Below are 17,421 nucleotides of genomic sequence, written 5' to 3' on the forward strand. Positions count from 1 at the left end.
TTCAGTATGCGCCGGATCGGCCCCTCAGGCAGCATCCGGATGCCAGTGCCGTTCCACCAGGCGGCGCAAGGCCTTGGACTGGTAGCTGCGCGCCAGCCGGCTGAGCTCCGCAGCAAAGGGCTGGTAGCGTGGGTCGAGCCGTTCCAGATGCTCGGCATGGCGCAGAATGGCGCGCATATTGCCGATCCGGACCAGGTGCATCAATTGCTCCAACTCCGCCGGCGGCGGCAGCGTCAGCGGTTCCGTCACGGCCGCCTCGGCCGGCGCCGGCAGCGCTTCCGCGGGCGGCGCGGCGGCCTCCGGCACCGGTAGTTCGAACCAGAACAGGCTGCCCACGCCCGGCTGGCTTTCGACGCGGATCTCGCTGCCCATCAAGCGCACCAGCTGGCGGCTGATGGCCAGGCCCAGCCCGGTGCCGCCAAAGCGCCGCTGCGCCTCCCCCACCTGCTCGAAAGGCTGGAAAATCGGTTTCCAGCTGGCCCGGCTCGATGCCCACGCCGCTGTCCTGCACGCTGAAGCGCAGCCAGCCCGGGCTGCTCACCGTCACCTTCAGCCGCACCGCGCCACGGTCGGTGAACTTGATGGCGTTGGACAGCAGGTTGAGCAGCACCTGGCGCAGCCGCTGTTCATCGGTCAGCACATCCGGCGGCAGGTCGGCGCCGCTTCGCAGGCGAAGTCCAGGCCTTTGTCCGCCATGCGCAGCCGCATCATGACGGCAATACTCTCGAGGAAGGGCGCCAGCGCAAAGCGCTCCGGATACAGCTGCAGCTTGCTCGCTTCCAGCTTGGCCGAGTCGAGCACATTATTGATCAGCCGCAGCAGGTGCTCACCGCTGTGGCCGATGCCTTTCACGCTGGACAGCTGATGTGGCGTCAGTCCGCCATCGCGCTGCAGCAACTGGACAAAACCCAGCACGGCGTTCAGCGGCGTGCGCAATTCATGGCTCATCTGGGCCAGGAAGTCGCTGCGCATGCGCGCCAGGCGCTGCGCTTCCAGCAGGGCCGCATCGCGCGCCGCCTCCGCTTCCTTGCGTGAACTGATGTCGCGCGCCAGCCCCACTGTGCCCAGCACGCTGCCATCGTCGTCGATCACGGGCGTCTTGAAGATTTCCACCCATACCGGCCCCTGCGGACCGATCTGCACTTCCTCCACCGTTTGCGGGCGCCGGCTCGCCATCACCTTTTTGTCATCCTCCTGGAAAACCTGGGCCACATCGGCAGGCTTCACATCGAAATCGGACTTGCCCACCATCGCATCCACCTCGGTGCCGAGGATCAGCGCGGTGGCGCGGTTGACGGCAAGGTAGCGGCTTTGCGTATCCTTGAACCAGACCCACCAGGGAATGGTATCGATCAGCACGCGCAGGTAGCGCGTTCTGCTGGCGCAGCTGGGCGGTGCGCTGCTGCACCATGAATTCCAGGTTGGCGTTCAGGGCGCGGATCTCATCCTCGGCCCGCTTGCGCTCGCTGATATCCGAGATCACCGCCACCGCGCCCGTCTGCAGCCCGGACAGGGGCCGCGCCGTCATGCGCAGCCAGCGCCCCTGCTCCGGCAGCGCCTCGCCCGCCATGAAGATTTCCGCGCTGGCCCCGCCCTCGCCCATGGCGCCGCGTACGGCGCGCTGCAGCGGCAGCTCTTCGCGGAAATAGGGCGTGATGCGGTCGGGCCGATAGAAGCGGCGGTCGTCCGGCCAGTGCGCGCCGTCTTCATCGCGCGTGATGCCGACGATGCGCTCGGCCGCCGGGTTGACCAGGGTCAGCCGGCCGGCCTGGTCGGTCACCGCCACGCCATCGCTCATGCTGTCCAGCACCGACTGCAGAATGCCGGACTGGCGCTGCAGGGCTTCCTGCGACAGGCGCAAGCCGCTGTTGGCGGCCGCCAGCATGCGGTGCGAGCGGCGCAGGCGCAGCATGAAGAAGGCCAGCACGGTCAGCACCAGGGCAATGCCGCCCAGCACCGTCCACAGCCAGCGCTGCTGCAAGGTGCGCTCACGCAGCTCGGCCTGCTGCCCGTCATAACGGCGCGTCAGTTCCGCGATTTCCCGCTGGCGCGCCTCCTGCTGGTAGCGCTCGGCCAGTTCCAGCACGCGCGTGGAAATCTTCTTGCGGTTGGCCTGGGCTACCATCTCGGCCGCCGCCAGCGAAATGCTCATAGGCTTGCCCGGAACTCGCCGCGCGCCGCGTCCACCTTGCCCAGCTGGCGTTCCGTTTCGCTCAGGTAGAGCGGCAGGTTCAGATCGCGCGCGATGGCCAGGGCCTGCTTCAGGTCTTCCTCCGCCGCCGCCAGCTTCTTCAGCGACAGGTAGTCGCCGGCGCGCGCCGTCAGCGCCCACCACTGGCCGGTCTTGTTGGGCAGGCGCTGGTAGGTTGCCACCGTTTCGTCCAGCAGCCGCACTGCGCGCGGCAGGTCGCCCTGCATGCGCGCCTGGCTGGCTTCCGCATACAGGCTGGCCGACAGGTAGAACGGCAGGCCGATGGCGCGGTACAGGCCGCTGGCCTGGCGTATCATCGCGTCGCCGCGCGCCACGTCGCCCTGCGAGGACACCACCCCGCCCTGCCCGCTCAGGGCCAGCGCCTCCAGCAGACGCGAGCCGGCGGCCCGCGCCTGGACCTGCATCGCACGGTAGTGCTGCAGCGATTCGACAAAATTGTCGCTGGCGTTATAGGAACTGGCCATGCACTGGTGGCCGTAGGCCAGGGCCAGCGCATTGCGGCTGCGGCGCGCCAGCTCCAGCGCGCGCTGGCAGGCGTCGACCGATTCCTCCAACTTGCCGAAACGGGTATAGGTCATGGCCAGGCGCAGCATCGCTTCGGCCAGCAGGTCGGCCGGTCCACCCCTTCCAGCACCTTGACCGCATGGTTGGTCACGCTGATCAGGCGTTCGAAGCGGCCTTCATTGACGGTATTCAGCGAGATCACCAGATCCGCCTCGGCCTGGCCCACGCGGTCGCCGATGCGCTCGGCCTCGGCCAGCGCCTCGTCCGCCAGCTTGCCGGCCAGCGGCGTCTCCGCCTGGTACAGGGCAATGCGGGCGCGCACATTCAGCAGGCGCACCCGGTCCGCCGCGCCGGCATCGGCCGGGAACATGGCGAACAGGCCGGCCGCCGCTGCTGCTGCCTGCGCCGTGTCGTTTTCCGCCAGCATGCGCACGCGCTGGGCTTCGCTGCGCCACTCGGCCAGCGGCATGGCGCCGGCCGGGCAAGCCAGCGCCCAGCACAATAGCAGTCCCCTTGTCATGCCCATGCTTGCCGCCACGCCCTGTTGTCCCTTCACAAGGGTCAGGATGACAGACTCTTCTGAGCCTGCCTATAAGGAAATCCCTATTTTCTATTTCCACTAGTAACGCATTGTTGCGCTGAACACAAGCTGGCGGTCATTCATCCAGCTGCTCTGGTGGCGCTCGGGCACACCGTACCAGGCCTGGCGCACCGTGCCCAGCAGGTTGTTGGCCTCGAGCGCCAGCGTCCACTGCTCATTCACTTTATAGCGCAGCGAGGCATCCAGCCAGCCATAAGCTTTGGTATACACCGGCACCGCGCCGATGCCGACGAAATTGCTGACGCTGCTCAGGAAGCGCGCACGCCAGTTATAGGCCGCCCGCGCCGACCAGGGACCGTAGTCATACATCAGCACGGCGTTAGCGCTCTGGCGCGAAAGGTTCTGCAGCGGCACTTCGCCACCCAGGATGGTGCTGGGGGTGCGGCTGTCCACCCAGGTGAAGTTGAGCTGCACGCCCAGGCCGCGCCAGGCGCCTGGCAGGCGGTCGAAGAATTGCTGGTAAGCCAGTTCGGCGCCCTTGATGCGCGCCGGGTTGGCATTTTGCGGACGGGTGATCTGGTAGCGCACGCCATCGATAATCTCGGGCGCACTGACACTGGTGACGAAGCCGTCCACATGCTTCCAGAACAGCGTGGCCACCAGCATGCCCTGGCCGGGCAGATAGCGTTCCCAAGCCAGGTCCAGGTTGTCCGAGCGCACCGGCCCCAGCGCGGGATTGCCGGCACTGCCCGTGTTGGCAGCCGGGTTGATGCTGTTGGGGATCAGCGTCAACGAAGGCGACAGCTGGTCGAAGTTGGGCCGGGTGATCGTGCGCGACACGGCCGCGCGCCAGGCCGTGTCGGCATCGGGCCGGTAGCGCAGGTTGGCGCTGGGCAGCCAGTCGGTGTCGCTGCCGGCGGTGGCAATCGGCCCCGTGCCGCCCGTGACAGAGCGGAAGCCGTTCGCCTCTTCCCGGTTGTGCACGGCGCGCACACCCACATTGCCGTCCAGCGGCAGGCTGGCGGCGCGGAAGCTGCCCTTCAGCCAGGCCGCCGTGCTGCGCTCGCTCAGCGACCACAACGTAAGCGGATTGGCGCCGGCCGGGACGGCGGCCGTGATGCCGAGCTGGCGGCGCAGCGCCAGCGGATCGCGTGCCAGCGCCAGGCTGCCGAACAGCAGGCCGTCCAGGTGCGTCGCGCCTTCGCCGGGGAACAAGGTGCCTGCTGGATTGGGCGCCAGCGTGCCCGGCAGGGTGGTCACCGTGGCGGACGCGTCGGCGAACACTGTCCCATTGCCATTGTCCGCCGCGCGCCGCGCCTCGCGCAGGCCGGCCGTGATCGACTGCAGGAAACTGCCGGGGCGCGACCATTCGGCATCGAAGCGCGCCGCATTCAATGCGCCTTCGAACGGACGCAGGCGGTAGGCCATGCCGGTGTAGCGGTAGCTGGCCGGATTGCTGCGGTCGAGCTGGGCCGAAGTGGAAGGAATGCCGCCAGTGCTGAATTCCTCGCTGAACTGCGAGGCCGTGGCCGCCACGATGGGACCGGAAAAGAACAGGTTATTGAAGCTGGTGGTCCGGCTGAGGTCGGCCTTCAGCGTCAGGGCGCCGCTGCGCCAGCTGCCGCCGACGGCCAGCTGGCGATTGCGGTCCACCGTATCGCGCGCAAAGCTCAGCAGCGATACGGGCGCGTTGCTCCAGCTGATGCGCTGCAGGAAATTGCTGCCGTCGAAGACCGCCGGGCTGCCGGCGACGAAGGCCGGCGAGGCGGCCACGTTGATCTGGTAGCTGTCCTGCAGGGTCTTCGAATTGCGCGTAGTTGCCTTCGGCGTAAAGCTCCAAATCCGGCTGCGGGCGCCACTGCAGGACCAGGCTGGCGGCCTCGCGCCGCCGCCGGCCGAAGCTGGACGTCTCGGTGTCGCCATTGGGCGCCAGCACCGTCTGGCCCGGCAGCAGATCGTTGCGCAGCCGCGGTTCGGCCGTGCTTTTCTGGTCTTCGCGCCAGGCGCGGCGCTGGCTCGACAGGCTGAGCAGCGCGCCGAATTCGCCGCCGCCCAGTTGCCAGCGCTGGCTGCCCAGCACGCTGAACTGGGGCGCGCTGCCACCGACCAGGTTGCCATACACGGTGCGCGCGGTGGCCGCCAGCACCCGTCCGTCAAAATCGAAGGGCCGGCGCGTGCGCAAATCGACCAGGCCGCCGACGCCGCCTTCCAGCTGGTCCGCCGTGGCGGTTTTGTAGACAGAGATCGCAGCCACCATATCGGCCGGCAGGTCGGCGAAGTCCACCGTGCGGCCGGTGCCAGCGGTGAACACTTCGCGGCCATTGATCGTGGTTTCCATCTGCGTCAGGCCGCGGATGGCGACGGCCGTGCCCTCGCCGCGGTCGCGCCCGATCTGCACGCCCGGCACGCGCTGCAGCGCATCGTTGACGGTGAAGTCAGGCAACTTATCTATATCGTCGGCTACAACCGCATCCACGATGGCATCGGCGTTGCGGCGGATCCTGCTCGCGGTTTCCAGGCTCGCGCGTTGGCCCGTTACCACAACCGTCGGCATTTCCGGCGGCACTTCCTGAGCGCGCGCCGCGCCTGCGAGACACCCCGACAGCGCCAGCCACACCACCGCGCAGTTTTCCCTGTCAGCCATGCACTACCCCGATAATTTTCATTTGTTCAGGCAATCTTTATCCAACAATCTTCGGGCACAATCGGCACTCAGGTCAACGATAAGGAGCTCTATGAAATTCACCCATCTGATCGCCTCCGGCGCCCTCTTCCTGTCCGCCAGCGCCTTTGCCGCCGACGCCCCCGCCCACTGGAGCTATGAAGGCGCGCACGGCCCGGCCAACTGGAGCAAGCTGCAATCCGATTTCAGCGCCTGCAAGCTGGGCCACCAGCAATCGCCGATCGATATCGTCAAAACGAAGAAGGAAAACCTGCCGGCGCTGGCATTCGCCTACCAGCCTTCGCCGTTGAAGATCATCGACAACGGCCACACCATCCAGGTCAATTACGCACCGGGCAGCGGCGTCGCCATCGACGGCGTGCGCTACGAGCTGCTGCAATTCCATTTCCATACTCCGAGCGAGGAACGCATCAAGGGCCGCAATTACCCGCTGGTTGCCCACCTGGTGCACAGGAACGCGGAAGGCAGGCTGGCCGTGGTGGCCGTGCTGTTCCGCAAGGGCGCCGAGAATCCCCTGATCGGCACGGTGTGGAATGCGCTGCCGAAGGAAAAGGGCCGGCAGCAGGAACCGGAAGGCGCGAGCATCGACATCGCCTCGCTGCTGCCGCAAGCCCATGGCTATTACAACTTCCCGGGCTCGCTCACCACCCCGCCCTGCAGCGAGGAAGTGAACTGGTTCGTGCTGAAGCAGCCGGTGGAACTGTCCGACGCCCAGCTGAAGCGCTTCACGCAGCTGTACAGGCACAATGCCCGTCCGGTGCAGCCGCTGAATGGCCGCACCGTGCTGGAAAGCGAGTAAGTCAGCGCTTGTAGACCCCGGCGCACACCACCGTCTCGTCCAGGCGCTCGCAGTACATGCGCTTGGGCAGGATGGATTTGCTCACGGGGTCGACAAAGCTGTAGTCCTGCCAGAAATTCGGTTTCGCCCTGGCCTGCTCGATGCGCTCGCGGATGAAGTATTTGCCGTCCGCGTCGCGCAGCTCGATCAAGTCCTTGCCCACCATTTTCGCGGTCTGTCCGTGCGCCAGCACTTTCCCCTGCATGTCGTAGACGACTGGATACAGGTCGCCACGCACCCAGGCCGCATCCTTGGCGGTAATGCCCGCGTACACCTTGGGCGCCCCCTCCTTGCGGATCGCGGCGACGGCTTTTCCTACGAGTTTTTCCGCTTCGCGCGGCGTGGCGTATTCATCGGCCGCCGCGGCGGCGGTCAGCGTGAGCAGCATGGCTGCGGTGATGATCCTTTTTTTCATTGGCGGTTCTCCCTATCCCGCGTTTCAGGATAGTGATCCCCTGCCGCAGCGGCCATCAGGCCATCCTGATTCTCGCGTCAGGACTTCCCGACAATCAGAAGCTGCGCGCCAGCGCCAGCACGACTTCGTGCCGCACCTTGCTCCTGCTCTCGCTGGCCTCACCGTAGTAGCCGCTGCTCACGCTGCGCAGGCGCACCATGTCCAGCGAGAGCTGCGCCTGCCAGCCATTGCTCGATGCCGCCAGGCCCACCCGCGCCTCCGGACGACTGGTCAGCGCATTGTCGCGCGAATAGAGATAACCGGCGTGCCAGAAGAAGTTCAGACGCTGCATCAGCGGCGTGCCGCCATTCGCTTCCGCATACAGGGTGCGCTCGCCGAAGCCCAGGTAGTCCGGCGCGTAATGCAGGCGCACGCTGAGCTTTTCGCCTGCCAGGCCCACATACAGCTCGCGGAAATTCCAGGACGGTGTGCCGGAATAGGCATAGGCCGTACCGCCCACTTCCCACGACAGGCCGGAGGACAGCCGCTGCGCATAGCCCGCATAGCCAAGCCATTGCGCGTAGCGGTGGGACTCCACGCCCAGCTGGCCGCTGACCACCTGGCCGCCCGCATACCAGCCGCTGGCCGCGTCATAGTTCAGGGCCAGGCGCGCTGCGGGCTTGTCGGCGCTGAGACTGACGCCGCGATACATATAATTGGAGAGGATGCCTGCGCTGCCGCTCAACTGGGCATGGGCGGCAGGCGAGAAAAGGCAGATCAGGGGGAGCGCACGTAACGATTGACGGAGCTTGACTGGCATGCGCATGAACATTTTCCTATAATGCGCATGATGGTGGCGCAAAGATCAATTCCCGTCAACGGTGCGTTGCCTTCATTGAGAACGATGCTTTCCTTCAGCTGGGCCGGCGCCATCTGCGGTTTCAGCTCCCCCAGCAGGGCCAGCATGCCGGAAACATGGGCGGCGGCATACGAGGAGCCGGACACCATGCCCCAGCGCCCGCCGGGCATGGTGGTCGGAATATCGCGCCCCGGCGCCAGCAGCGGGTGCAGCGCCGATTGCGGCGTGCCGTCCGCCGCCACGGCAAATACGCCCGGCCAGTTGGCGGGGAAGCCGCCGTCGGCCTTGGCCGGGTCGACTGCGCCGACCACGCGCACGCCGCGCGCACGGGCCACATCCACCAGCTGCTGCAGCAGACGGTCCTGCGGGCCGGATAGGCTCATATTGATTACCTGGGCATCGTGCAGCAAGGCGAAGTTGAGCGCCTTGGCCAGGGTGAAGCTGTTGCAGCGGGTTGCGCTGGACGCCTGCCAGCAGGCGCGCAGCGCCATCAGCCGTGCGTCCGGTGCGATGCCTTCGATGCCCACGCCATTGCCGGCGCGCCCGGCGATCACGCCCGCCACCGCCGTGCCGTGCATCTCCGGCGTATAGGACTGGCCGTCGACGAAGTTTTCTTCCACGGCGACCTGGCCTTCCAGATCCGGGTGTTTGCTTTCGATGCCGCTGTCCACCACGGCCACCAGCACCTTGCGCCCGGTCGTGGTCTTGCGCAGTTCGGCCAGCTGCCACGGGGCGGCGGCCGGCTGCACGCGGTACAGGGGATCGGGGCCCGCCTGCGCGTCGAATTCCTGGATGGCCTGGGCCCAGGCCACGCGCCTATCCTGGCCCAGTGCGGTCAGCACCGCTTCCGCCGTCTTGCCGGCGGGGACGCGCATGCGGAAGCAGTCCACGTTCACGACGGGCATGGCCCAGTCTTCCACCAGCTCCAGCTTGTACTCGCGCGCCACGGCGGCTGCAATGCGCTGGCGCGCGACGCGGCCGGCATCGTCGCGGTAACTGGCGCCGCCATAGCCATCGGCGCGGAAGTGCGGCGGCGGCAAGTGCAGCATAACGAGGATTTCGGCGCCCTCGGCCGCGTTATCTTTCGGCGCCGGGGCGACCGCGGAAGGTTGCGCGGTGGGGGCCCCCGGCGACGTCTGGGCGAACGCCGTCCCGGCCAGCAGGCACAGGGCCAGCGCAAATCGGATCATCACGGCTGGCTCCCCGCCAGCGATTCAGCCAGCTCCACGGACGGGGCGCCGCGCAGCGCGGCCAGCAATTGCGCGTGGCGCGCCTCGTCCACATCCAGCATGTAAGCGCCGGTCACCGTGGGGCCGCCCACGATGCGGGCGCCCTGGGCCTGCAGGAGATGCTGCACATCCTGCATGCGCGCTTCCGGCTTGAAGACCACCAGCACGTCCGGCGTGGCGGCCTGGCCGCGGCCCAGGGCTTGATAGGCGGGAGCGTCGTTGCGCGGCAGCGCCAGCACGGCCAGCACGCAGATCACGGCAAACTGGCCGGCCAGCGCCCAGCCCTGCCAGCCGGCGTGTGCACGCAGCCAGGTGAGTAGAATCCCTGGCAGGCGAGCCAGCGGCGTGGCGGGGCTGGCCGGTAGGGACGGCGCTGTATCCAGGCGCGGCATCAGGCGCGCCAGCGCGCCTTCCGGGTCGAGGCCGGCGGGCAGCGGCGGCTCGGTTTCGAGCAGCTTGCGCTGCCAGGCCAGGTCCCGCCGGCAGGCGGCGCAGCTGCGCAAATGTTCCTGCACGCGCGCCGCTTCGCTTTCCTGCAGCGAGCCCGCCGCGTACCAGGGCAGCATGTCCTGCATGGCCTGGTGGCCGGGGTCGGCCGATGGTTTTTGCGTATTCATTTCGTCTCTTCCATATGATCGGACAGCATGTCCCTCAGGCGCTGGCGCGCATGGAACATACGCGTCTTCACGGTATTGACCGGGCAGCCCATGGTTTCGGCGATCTCCTGGTAGGCCATGCCGTGGTAGTAGGTCAGGCTGACCACCACGCGCTGTTCCATGGGCAGCGCATCGAGCGCCTTGCTCACCCCGCGCTGCAGCTCGCGCGCGGCCATTGCGTGTTCCGGCTCATTCCATTCCTCGCCGGGCGGCTCCTCCGGCGCTTCCACCGGCTCGTCGTGACCCCGCAGGGCTTTCAGAGCCTGGCGGTAGGCGATGCCGAAGATCCAGGTGGAGACTTTGCTGCTGCCGTCATAGCTTGCCGCCTTCTGCCAGACCACCAGCATGGTGTCGTTGATGACTTCTTCCAGCAGGGGCACGTTGCGGGTCATGCGGTCGAGGAAGCGGGCCAGCCGGGGGAAATAGGCGCGGTACAGGCTCTGGAAGGCCAGGCGGTCCCCTGCCCCGACCAGGCGTACCAGTTCTCCCTCATCCAGCTCATCCGCCACTGCCGTCCTCCAGCCATTCCGCATCCACCCGTCTCCTTGTTTGCCGTGAATACACGGCTTGGGAGAAAAGGTTCAATCACCCAGGCAAAAAATTCCTGGAAATATTCTCTACAGATTTTGAACCATTTTCCGGCGGGCGGGTATTGACCGGTACAACATTGATAAATTAATCAACTGTGCGTGTGCAAATCGCCCTCAGCGGCCCTGCGGCCTGCATGCAGCAGACGCAGGGCACATTTTTTCGCCTGGAGAACCGATGAAACGCATTACAACCGTCTTCCTTGCCGCGCTGGCGGCGCTTGTGGCCCAGCAGGCATCCGCCCTGGAACCGGGCAAGCCGGCACCCGCCTTCGCCCTGAACGGCCCCGAAGGCACGATCAAACTCGAACAATATCAGGGCAAGCTGGTGTACGTGGACTTCTGGGCGTCCTGGTGCGGCCCCTGCCGCCAGTCCTTTCCCTGGATGAATGAAATGCAGGCCCGCTACGGCAAGCAGGGCCTGCAAATTGTCGGCATCAATGTGGATGCCAGGGCCGAAGAGGCGCAGAGCTTCCTCGCCACCACGCCGGCCCGTTTCACCATCGCTTTCGACCCGAGCGGCGTCGCGCCGCGCAGCTATGGCATCAAGGGCATGCCGAGCAGCGTACTGATTGGGCCGGACGGCAAGGTTCTGTTCGAACACAGCGGCTTCCGTCCGGCGGACCGCGAAGCGCTGGAGAGCCGCATCAAGGCGGCACTGGGGACGGTCAAATGAAGGCGCGCATCCTGCTTAGTGCTTGCGCCGCCGTGGCGGGCCTCTCTGGCTGCGCCCTGGCGCCGGTCCAGTCCTGGGAAAAGGGCGAGATGGCCCGGACGGACATGCTGATCCAGGGCGAAGCGCTCGAAACGCGATTCAATGAACACATCTACGCCAGCAAGGAAGCCTCGTCGGGAGGCGCGGCCATCGGCGGCGGCGGGCTGCGGCTGCAATTGACAGGGAAGAGAATGGACAAGCCTAAGAATAATTCCCCCCAGGCCCTGCTGGCGGCAGCCATGCTGCTGCCCGGGATGGGCGCCGTGCATGCCGAAACCCCGCCGGAGCGCGGCTCGGTCAGCGTGAAAGCACTGTATTACAAGGAAGACCAGCCGGGCCTGGACCGCATCTCGGTACGCTCCCCTTCCGTCTCCGTGCTGGCGCCCGTGGCCGGCGAATGGACGATTGCGGGCAGCGCGACGGTGGACGATGTGTCCGGCGCCACGCCGCGCTACCACACCGCCATTTCCGGCGCCTCCCGGATGGACGACTTGCGCAAGGCGGGCGACGTGATGGTGACGCGCTATCTGCCGCATGGCACGGTCAGCGTGGGCGGCGCCTACTCGAAAGAGCACGATTACCGTTCGCGCGCCCTGTCGCTGCAGGGTACCTACAGCAGCGACGACAAGAACACCACCTGGGCCTTCGGCATCAGCGGCACCGACGATGCGATCGATCCGGTCAACCGCCTGGTCGTCAACGAGAGCCGGCAGACGGTCAGCTTCCTGGCGGGTGTGACGCGCGTGCTCACGCCGGTCGATATCGCGGCGCTGACGCTGACCCACAGCAGCGGCCATGGCTATTATTCCGACCCGTATAAATTGCTGGACAACCGTCCGCGCAGCCGCGACCAGAGCACGGCGCTGCTGCAATGGAACCATCGCTTCATGGCGCAGGACGCCACCAGCCGCCTGAGCTACCGCTTCTACCGCGACAGCTTCGGCATCCAGGCGCACACGCTGGGCGCGGAGTGGGTGCAGTCGCTGGCGGGCGGCTGGACGCTCACGCCATCCGTGCGCCTGTACTCGCAGGGCAAGGCGGACTTCTATTTCGATCCGGTCTATGACCCGGTGTTCGGACCACCCTTCCCGCGCGGCTATGTGATCGGCAGCGAGGTATTCAGCTCGCCGGACCAGCGCCTGTCCGCATTCGGCGCGGTGACGGTCGGCTTCAAGCTGGCGAAGCAGATCGACCGCGACTGGAGCGTGGACCTGAAGCTGGAACGCTACGAGCAACGCGGTTCCTGGCGCATGTTCGGCAGCGGCAGCCCCGGACTGGAACCGTTGCGCGCCGTCAGCGTGCAACTGGGCGTGACGCGCCTTTGGTAGGAGCACACGATGCGGCACCTTCTCTCCTGGCTTTGCGCGAGCCTGCTCGTGCCTGGCTTTAGCCCTGCCCTGGCGGAGGATTTCCTGCCGCCGGAGCAGGCCTTTGTACTCAAGGCCGAATTGCGCGCTGCGCGTTCGGTATCGCTGCACTGGGTGATGCCGCCGGGGTATCACCTGTACCGCGAGCGGCTGTCCTTCAGCGGTTCCGGCGTGCAGCAGCCTTCCCTGCCGGCGGGCGTGCGCAAGTTCGACGAGAATTTCGGCAAGGGGATGGAGACTTATTACCGCTCGCTCGACCTGAGCGTACCGGTGCGCGGCGACGGGCCTTTCACCCTTACCGTCGGCTATCAGGGCTGTGCCGACGCTGGCCTCTGCTACCCGCCCGTCACCACCGTATTCCGCATCGATCCGGCGCGCCCCGGCGCCCTCGCCGCCCTGCCGCCCGCCGCCGATGCGCCTTTCGCCGCGGCGCCCAGCCTGGCGTCCGCCGCGCCGGACACGGCCAGTCCATACGCCGGCGTGCCCGCCCCGACCAGCGCGGCCGCCACGCCCCCGGGCAACAGCGCTTCAGAGCCGCGTCCCGACGCGACGTCCGCCCCCGCCAACGCCGCGGAAACGCTACCTTCTGCCGGCCAGCCCAACGCCGGCGCACCCGCAGCGCCCGAAGACGACACCTCGCTCGCCCAAAAGACGCTCCAGTCAGGCAGCGTCCTGAAAATCGGCGGCGCCTTCCTGCTATTCGGCCTGCTGCTCTCGTTCACGCCCTGCGTCCTGCCGATGGTGCCCATCCTCTCCTCGATCATCGTCGGCGAGAAGGAAGTCACGCGGCAACGGGGCCTGATGCTGGCCGCCGCCTACAGCCTGGGCATGGCCCTGGTCTACACGGCGCTCGGCGTGGCGGCCGGACTGGCGGGCGAAGGCCTGGCAGGCGCGCTGCAAAAACCGTGGGTCCTGCTCACCTTCGGCGCCCTGCTTTTCGCGCTGGCCCTGAGCATGTTCGATGTCTACCAGCTCCAGCTCCCAAGCGCCCTGCAGACGAAACTGACCGAATCGAGCGGCAAACAGTCCGGCGGCAAGCTCGCGGCGTATTCGCGATGGGCGCCCTGTCGGCGCTGATCGTCGGGCCGTGCGTGGCGGGTCCGCTGGCCGGCGCCCTGCTCTACATCAGCCAGACCGGCAACGCCGTCACCGGAGGCGGCGCGCTGTTTGCGATGGCCTGCGGCATGAGCGTTCCCCTGCTGCTGACAGGCCTCTCGGCCGGCAGCCTGCTGCCGCGCGCCGGCGGCTGGATGAACAATGTGAAGAAGATCTTCGGCCTGCTGCTGATTGCCACCGCTATCTGGATGATCTCGCCCGTGCTGCCCGTCACCGCCAACATGGCCCTGTGGGGCGCCTTCGCCATCCTGTGCGCGGCCTTCCTGCGCGTCGGCGAGGCGGTTGCACAAGGCGCGGGCTTGGGCGGTTACGCCAGCAAGGCGCTCGGCGTGCTGTTCCTGCTGGCCGGCCTGTTCGAACTGATCGGCGCCGCCAGCTCCGGACAGGATGTGCTGCAGCCACTCGCCCACCTGCGCGGCGGCGCCCCTTCCGGCACAGCCGCGACCAGCACGGACGCAACGTCCACCGCGCACGGCGGCCCCCGCTTCACCCGCATCCGCACTTTGGCGGAACTGGATGCCGCGCTGGCGTCCACCGACAAACCAGTCATGCTCGACTTCTACGCCGACTGGTGCGTCTCGTGCAAGGAAATGGAGCGCATGACCTTCCCCTCCCAGCCCGTGCGCAGCGCCATGCAGGGCATGCACTTGCTGCAGGTCGACGTCACCGCCAACAACGCCGACGACAAAGCCCTGATGAAGCGCTTCCAGCTCTTCGGACCGCCCGGCATCATCCTCTTCGACGCCAGCGGCAAGGAAGTCCCCCAGGCCCGCGTGATCGGCTACATGCCGCCCGAGCGCTTCCTGCGCCAGCTCCAGCGCGCCGCCGGCTGATCACGCGGACAGCTTCTGCATCTCCGCGTACAGATCCGCCTTGCCTTCGAAGCCGATGCCCGGCAAATCGGGCATGGTGATGTAGCCGTTGTCGACCTTCACGCCGTCCGGGAAGCCGCCGTAGGGCTGGAACAGGTCCGGGTAGGATTCGTTGCCGCCCAGGCCCAGGCCGGCGGCGATGTTCAGCGACATCTGGTGTCCGCCGTGCGGGATGCAGCGGCTCGGCGACCAGCCGTGTTCGCGCAGCATGTCCAGCGTGCGCAGGTATTCGACCAGGCCATAGGACAGCGCGCAGTCGAACTGCAGCCAGTCGCGGTCGGCGCGCATGCCGCCGTAGCGAATCAGGTTACGCGCATCCTGCATCGAGAACAGGTCTTCGCCCGTCGCCATCGGATTCTTGTAGTAGTTGCGCAGCGTGGCCTGCAGCTCGAAGTCGAGCGGATCGCCTGGTTCCTCGTACCAGAACAGGTCGTACTGCGACAGCGCTTTCGCGTACTTGATCGCGGTATCGAGGTCGAAGCGGCCGTTGGCGTCCACCGCCAGCTTTTGGCCATCCTGAAGCACGGACAGGATGCTGTCGATGCGGCGCAGGTCCTCGTCCAGCGAAGCGCCGCCGATCTTCTTCTTGACCACCGTGTAGCCACGGTCGATATAGCTGCGCATTTCATCCTTCAGCTTTTCGTGGTCCTGGCCCGGGTAGTAATAGCCGCCGGCCGCGTAGACGAAAATCTTGCGGTCCGGCTTGCCGTTGCCGTAGCGGTCGGCCAGCAGCTGGAACAGCGGCTTGCCCTCGATCTTGGCGACCGCATCCCAGATGGCCATGTCGATGGTGCCGATGGCGACCGAGCGCTCGCCGTGGCCGCCCGGCTTTTCGTTGGTGAACATGCAGTTCCAGATCTTGTGCGGATCCAGGTTGGCGCCCGCGTCGTTGACCAGCGAGGCCGGGTCGGCTTCCAGGATGCGCGGGATGAAGCGCTCGCGCATCAGGGTGCCCTGGCCGTAGCGGCCGTTCGAGTTGAAACCATAGCCGACCACGGGCTTGCCGTCGCGGATCACGTCGGTGACCACGGCGACCAGGCTCAGCGTCATCTTGCTGAAGTCGATATAGGCGTTGCGGATTGGCGAGCTGATGGGAACGGTTTTTTCGCGGATTTCTACGATCTTCAAGGGAGTCTCCAGGGCGGGCAGGTGTTGGGAAAGCCGTAGATTAATCCGCTCCCAGCGGCCTATAATTCACTTAAATTCAATTCTCAAGTGAAAATAAGTGAAAACCGAACCGACTTCGGACATGCAGTTCTTCGTGCTGGTAGCCCGCCACGGCAGCCTTGCCGCCGCCGCGCGCGCCATCGACCTGACGCCGCCGGCGGCCACCAAGCGCCTGGCCGCCCTGGAAAGCCGCCTGGGCGTGCGCCTGCTCAACCGGACCACACGCAGCATCAGCCTGACCAGCGAAGGCGAAACCTATCTGCAGCACGCAACGCGCATCCTGGCCGAAATAAAGGAAATGGAAGACGCGGTATCGCAAGCGCGCAGCACCCCGCGCGGCCTGCTGCGCGTGAATGCGACCCTGGGTTTCGGCCGCACCACGATCGCCCCGCTGGTGTCCGCGTTTGCGGCGCGCTACCCCGAAGTCGAGGTGCAGATGGAAGTGACGGACCGGCCAATCGATCTCGTGGAGAGCGGCTTCGACCTGGCGATCCGCTTTGGCGCCTTGCCGGACAAGCGCCTGAATGCCCGCCGCATCATGTCGAACCGGCGCTTCCTGTGCGCGTCGCCGGCCTACCTTGAGCGCAACGGGACCCCGTCCAGCCTGGCCGACCTGGCCCGGCACCGCTGCATCATCCACCGCCAGAACGATGACGCCTACGGCATCTGGCGCTTCATGCACCAGGACCAGTCCGAAGTCATCAAGGTGCACAGCATGCTGTCGAGTAATGATGGCGACATCGTGCTCGGTTGGGCGCTGGACGGCCACGGCATCCTGATCCGCTCGGAGTGGGACCTTGCCCGTTACCTGGACAGCGGCCGGCTGAAAGTCGTGCTGCCGGAGTTCGCCCTGCCGTCGGCTGACTTATACGTCTATTACCCCAGCCGGCGCAACCAGACTATCCGCGCGCGCGCATTTATCGATTTTCTCGTGGAACATTTCCAAATGCCAAAAGATCGCCCGCGCAAGCACAGCTTCACAAATAAAAAGTAATTTTCAAAAAAACAACGCGCACCACATTGCAGGGCGTAACACTATCGTTACATTACTTAGTCGGCTATCAAAATTGCTTTTCTATCAAATTAATAGTAACTCCCAATAAATCAATCACTTGCATTTACTTTTAGTTTATTCTGGGCACATACCGATTGCAAACGGTTAATATCTGCAGTTTTTCAGGCAACATCTGACAGCTACCGACAGCTAAAAAGCCGCCATTTTTAACGTAGAATTAACCATGAGCTAATTCTTGTTGCTTTCGGCCAGACGCGACTTTCGAACTGGAAAACCTACCATGGCGACCCAACTTATGCTGTTCAGGGATGTCGTTCATAATCTCGGCAATTTTCTCAGCGTCAGCCTGATTGTTTTTCATTTCCACAAGCATATTAAATTAATGCGGGTAATGTCCCACCCGCGTACACGACCTCTTGTAAGACGCCATCCGAAAATAGCCTATAAATACCTGGTTAAATATGCTGCGCTGAATCTGGCAACCCGTTGCCGCCTCGCGCTGGTCACTTCGCATTATTCTCTGGTGCAAAAGTTTTTCAACGACGCATTTTCCGATGAGGTATATGGCGACAGATTAAGCCTGTGGAAGTCGTCGCAGCCGGATTTCCCCCTCTCGATCGATCTCGACTTTCCCGCCCCCTTCCACACCGAAGGCGATTTGTGCGC

At 65.7% G+C, this 17,421-nt stretch carries 18 protein-coding genes and 3 pseudogenes; 7 read left to right on the forward strand and 14 right to left on the reverse strand.

What is annotated here, in order from left to right; translation table 11 throughout:
* Positions 1 to 24: 24 nt before the first annotated feature.
* The 8 genes and pseudogenes from ACHMW6_RS20540 to ACHMW6_RS20575 all read right to left on the reverse strand — a co-directional run bounded on the left by ACHMW6_RS20540 (position 25) and on the right by ACHMW6_RS20575 (position 5,901).
* Entirely contained in the window at positions 25 to 444 is a 420-nt protein-coding gene (locus ACHMW6_RS20540; RefSeq protein WP_395399433.1) for an ATP-binding protein, read from the reverse strand.
* A 58-nt stretch (positions 445 to 502) separates the two neighbouring features.
* Positions 503 to 640, reverse strand: a pseudogene (locus tag ACHMW6_RS20545) (ATP-binding protein); the annotation flags it as partial.
* Positions 634 to 1,359: a PAS domain-containing protein gene (locus tag ACHMW6_RS20550; protein WP_395399435.1), complete on the reverse strand. Its 726-nt coding sequence runs from the start codon at positions 1,357 to 1,359 to the stop codon at positions 634 to 636. The gene ACHMW6_RS20550 and the pseudogene ACHMW6_RS20545, both read right to left, overlap by 7 nt.
* Before the next feature lie 106 nt (positions 1,360 to 1,465).
* A pseudogene (locus ACHMW6_RS20555) lies at positions 1,466 to 2,152 on the reverse strand (PAS domain-containing protein); the annotation flags it as partial.
* Complete coding sequence (locus ACHMW6_RS20560; RefSeq protein WP_395399437.1) at positions 2,149 to 2,805, reverse strand: tetratricopeptide repeat protein; 657 nt, start codon at positions 2,803 to 2,805, stop codon at positions 2,149 to 2,151. The gene ACHMW6_RS20560 and the pseudogene ACHMW6_RS20555, both read right to left, overlap by 4 nt.
* A complete protein-coding gene (locus tag ACHMW6_RS20565) occupies positions 2,787 to 3,242 on the reverse strand; it encodes a hypothetical protein (RefSeq protein ID WP_395399439.1) in 456 nt (151 codons plus the stop codon). Before ACHMW6_RS20565 ends, ACHMW6_RS20560 begins: the two co-directional genes overlap by 19 nt.
* Positions 3,243 to 3,335: 93 nt before the next feature.
* Positions 3,336 to 4,910: a TonB-dependent receptor gene (locus ACHMW6_RS20570; protein WP_395408672.1), complete on the reverse strand. Its 1,575-nt coding sequence runs from the start codon at positions 4,908 to 4,910 to the stop codon at positions 3,336 to 3,338.
* Entirely contained in the window at positions 4,816 to 5,901 is a 1,086-nt protein-coding gene (locus tag ACHMW6_RS20575) for a TonB-dependent receptor plug domain-containing protein (RefSeq protein WP_395399441.1), read from the reverse strand. Before ACHMW6_RS20575 ends, ACHMW6_RS20570 begins: the two co-directional genes overlap by 95 nt.
* 91 nt (positions 5,902 to 5,992) lie before the next feature.
* Here ACHMW6_RS20575 and ACHMW6_RS20580 point away from each other — a divergent pair, with 91 nt between their 5' ends.
* On the forward strand, positions 5,993 to 6,739 hold the full coding sequence (locus ACHMW6_RS20580; RefSeq protein WP_395399443.1) for a carbonic anhydrase: 747 nt from the start codon (positions 5,993 to 5,995) through the stop codon (positions 6,737 to 6,739).
* Between the two features lies 1 nt (position 6,740).
* Here the strand turns inward: ACHMW6_RS20580 and ACHMW6_RS20585 are convergent, their stop codons facing one another.
* From ACHMW6_RS20585 to ACHMW6_RS20605, 5 genes are all read right to left on the reverse strand, one after another.
* Complete coding sequence (locus ACHMW6_RS20585; RefSeq protein WP_395399445.1) at positions 6,741 to 7,193, reverse strand: cache domain-containing protein; 453 nt, start codon at positions 7,191 to 7,193, stop codon at positions 6,741 to 6,743.
* Between the two features lie 94 nt (positions 7,194 to 7,287).
* Complete coding sequence (locus tag ACHMW6_RS20590) at positions 7,288 to 7,998, reverse strand: TorF family putative porin (protein WP_395399447.1); 711 nt, start codon at positions 7,996 to 7,998, stop codon at positions 7,288 to 7,290.
* Entirely contained in the window at positions 7,950 to 9,221 is a 1,272-nt protein-coding gene (locus ACHMW6_RS20595; protein ID WP_395408673.1) for a S8 family peptidase, read from the reverse strand. Before ACHMW6_RS20595 ends, ACHMW6_RS20590 begins: the two co-directional genes overlap by 49 nt.
* Positions 9,221 to 9,877, reverse strand: coding sequence for a zf-HC2 domain-containing protein (locus ACHMW6_RS20600; RefSeq protein ID WP_395399449.1), 657 nt, complete (start codon positions 9,875 to 9,877; stop codon positions 9,221 to 9,223). The genes ACHMW6_RS20595 and ACHMW6_RS20600 overlap by 1 nt, the downstream gene beginning before the upstream one ends.
* On the reverse strand, positions 9,874 to 10,449 hold the full coding sequence (locus tag ACHMW6_RS20605) for an RNA polymerase sigma factor (RefSeq protein ID WP_395399451.1): 576 nt from the start codon (positions 10,447 to 10,449) through the stop codon (positions 9,874 to 9,876). The genes ACHMW6_RS20600 and ACHMW6_RS20605 overlap by 4 nt, the downstream gene beginning before the upstream one ends.
* 232 nt (positions 10,450 to 10,681) lie before the next feature.
* Between ACHMW6_RS20605 and ACHMW6_RS20610 the strand changes: the two genes are divergently transcribed.
* Genes ACHMW6_RS20610 through ACHMW6_RS20625 form a run of 4 tightly spaced genes read left to right on the forward strand, consistent with a single transcriptional unit; the run spans position 10,682 to position 14,534 of the window.
* Entirely contained in the window at positions 10,682 to 11,179 is a 498-nt protein-coding gene (locus ACHMW6_RS20610; protein ID WP_395399452.1) for a TlpA family protein disulfide reductase, read from the forward strand.
* Positions 11,176 to 12,546 carry a DUF3570 domain-containing protein gene (locus ACHMW6_RS20615; RefSeq protein ID WP_395399454.1) on the forward strand — a complete coding sequence of 457 codons (1,371 nt, stop codon included), beginning with the start codon at positions 11,176 to 11,178 and terminating at the stop codon, positions 12,544 to 12,546. The genes ACHMW6_RS20610 and ACHMW6_RS20615 overlap by 4 nt, the downstream gene beginning before the upstream one ends.
* Before the next feature lie 9 nt (positions 12,547 to 12,555).
* On the forward strand, positions 12,556 to 13,662 hold the full coding sequence (locus ACHMW6_RS20620) for a protein-disulfide reductase DsbD domain-containing protein (protein ID WP_395399456.1): 1,107 nt from the start codon (positions 12,556 to 12,558) through the stop codon (positions 13,660 to 13,662).
* Positions 13,641 to 14,534 (forward strand): thioredoxin fold domain-containing protein, encoded by an 894-nt coding sequence (locus tag ACHMW6_RS20625; RefSeq protein ID WP_395399458.1) that lies wholly within the window; start codon positions 13,641 to 13,643, stop codon positions 14,532 to 14,534. The genes ACHMW6_RS20620 and ACHMW6_RS20625 overlap by 22 nt, the downstream gene beginning before the upstream one ends.
* On the opposite strand, the gene ACHMW6_RS20630 is transcribed toward ACHMW6_RS20625, so the two are convergent.
* Positions 14,535 to 15,701, reverse strand: a complete 1,167-nt coding sequence (locus tag ACHMW6_RS20630; RefSeq protein ID WP_395399460.1) for a mandelate racemase/muconate lactonizing enzyme family protein — start codon at positions 15,699 to 15,701, stop codon at positions 14,535 to 14,537. It lies immediately after the preceding gene.
* Positions 15,702 to 15,798: 97 nt separating this feature from the next.
* Between ACHMW6_RS20630 and ACHMW6_RS20635 the strand changes: the two genes are divergently transcribed.
* Both ACHMW6_RS20635 and ACHMW6_RS20640 read left to right on the forward strand, forming a co-directional pair.
* Complete coding sequence (locus ACHMW6_RS20635; protein WP_395399462.1) at positions 15,799 to 16,734, forward strand: LysR family transcriptional regulator; 936 nt, start codon at positions 15,799 to 15,801, stop codon at positions 16,732 to 16,734.
* Positions 16,735 to 17,050: 316 nt separating this feature from the next.
* A pseudogene (locus ACHMW6_RS20640) lies at positions 17,051 to 17,419 on the forward strand (DUF535 family protein); the annotation flags it as partial.
* Between the last annotated feature and the right edge of the window lie 2 nt (positions 17,420 to 17,421).

It is taken from the genome of Pseudoduganella sp. UC29_106 (assembly GCF_044055365.1).
Lineage (GTDB): Bacteria > Pseudomonadota > Gammaproteobacteria > Burkholderiales > Burkholderiaceae_D > Rugamonas.

Bases quoted from the DNA above. Each gene is read 5' to 3' on its own strand.
- ACHMW6_RS20560 (WP_395399437.1), bottom strand. From the start codon at position 2,805: ATGCTGCGCCTGGCCATGACCTATACCCGTTTCGGCAAGTTGGAGGAA.
- ACHMW6_RS20565 (WP_395399439.1), bottom strand. From the start codon at position 3,242: ATGGGCATGACAAGGGGACTGCTATTGTGCTGGGCGCTGGCTTGCCCG.
- ACHMW6_RS20575 (WP_395399441.1), bottom strand. From the start codon at position 5,901: ATGGCTGACAGGGAAAACTGCGCGGTGGTGTGGCTGGCGCTGTCGGGG.
- ACHMW6_RS20580 (WP_395399443.1), top strand. From the start codon at position 5,993: ATGAAATTCACCCATCTGATCGCCTCCGGCGCCCTCTTCCTGTCCGCC.
- ACHMW6_RS20585 (WP_395399445.1), bottom strand. From the start codon at position 7,193: ATGAAAAAAAGGATCATCACCGCAGCCATGCTGCTCACGCTGACCGCC.
- ACHMW6_RS20590 (WP_395399447.1), bottom strand. From the start codon at position 7,998: ATGCGCATGCCAGTCAAGCTCCGTCAATCGTTACGTGCGCTCCCCCTG.
- ACHMW6_RS20595 (WP_395408673.1), bottom strand. From the start codon at position 9,221: ATGATCCGATTTGCGCTGGCCCTGTGCCTGCTGGCCGGGACGGCGTTC.
- ACHMW6_RS20600 (WP_395399449.1), bottom strand. From the start codon at position 9,877: ATGAATACGCAAAAACCATCGGCCGACCCCGGCCACCAGGCCATGCAG.
- ACHMW6_RS20605 (WP_395399451.1), bottom strand. From the start codon at position 10,449: ATGCGGAATGGCTGGAGGACGGCAGTGGCGGATGAGCTGGATGAGGGA.
- ACHMW6_RS20610 (WP_395399452.1), top strand. From the start codon at position 10,682: ATGAAACGCATTACAACCGTCTTCCTTGCCGCGCTGGCGGCGCTTGTG.
- ACHMW6_RS20615 (WP_395399454.1), top strand. From the start codon at position 11,176: ATGAAGGCGCGCATCCTGCTTAGTGCTTGCGCCGCCGTGGCGGGCCTC.
- ACHMW6_RS20620 (WP_395399456.1), top strand. From the start codon at position 12,556: ATGCGGCACCTTCTCTCCTGGCTTTGCGCGAGCCTGCTCGTGCCTGGC.
- ACHMW6_RS20625 (WP_395399458.1), top strand. From the start codon at position 13,641: ATGGGCGCCCTGTCGGCGCTGATCGTCGGGCCGTGCGTGGCGGGTCCG.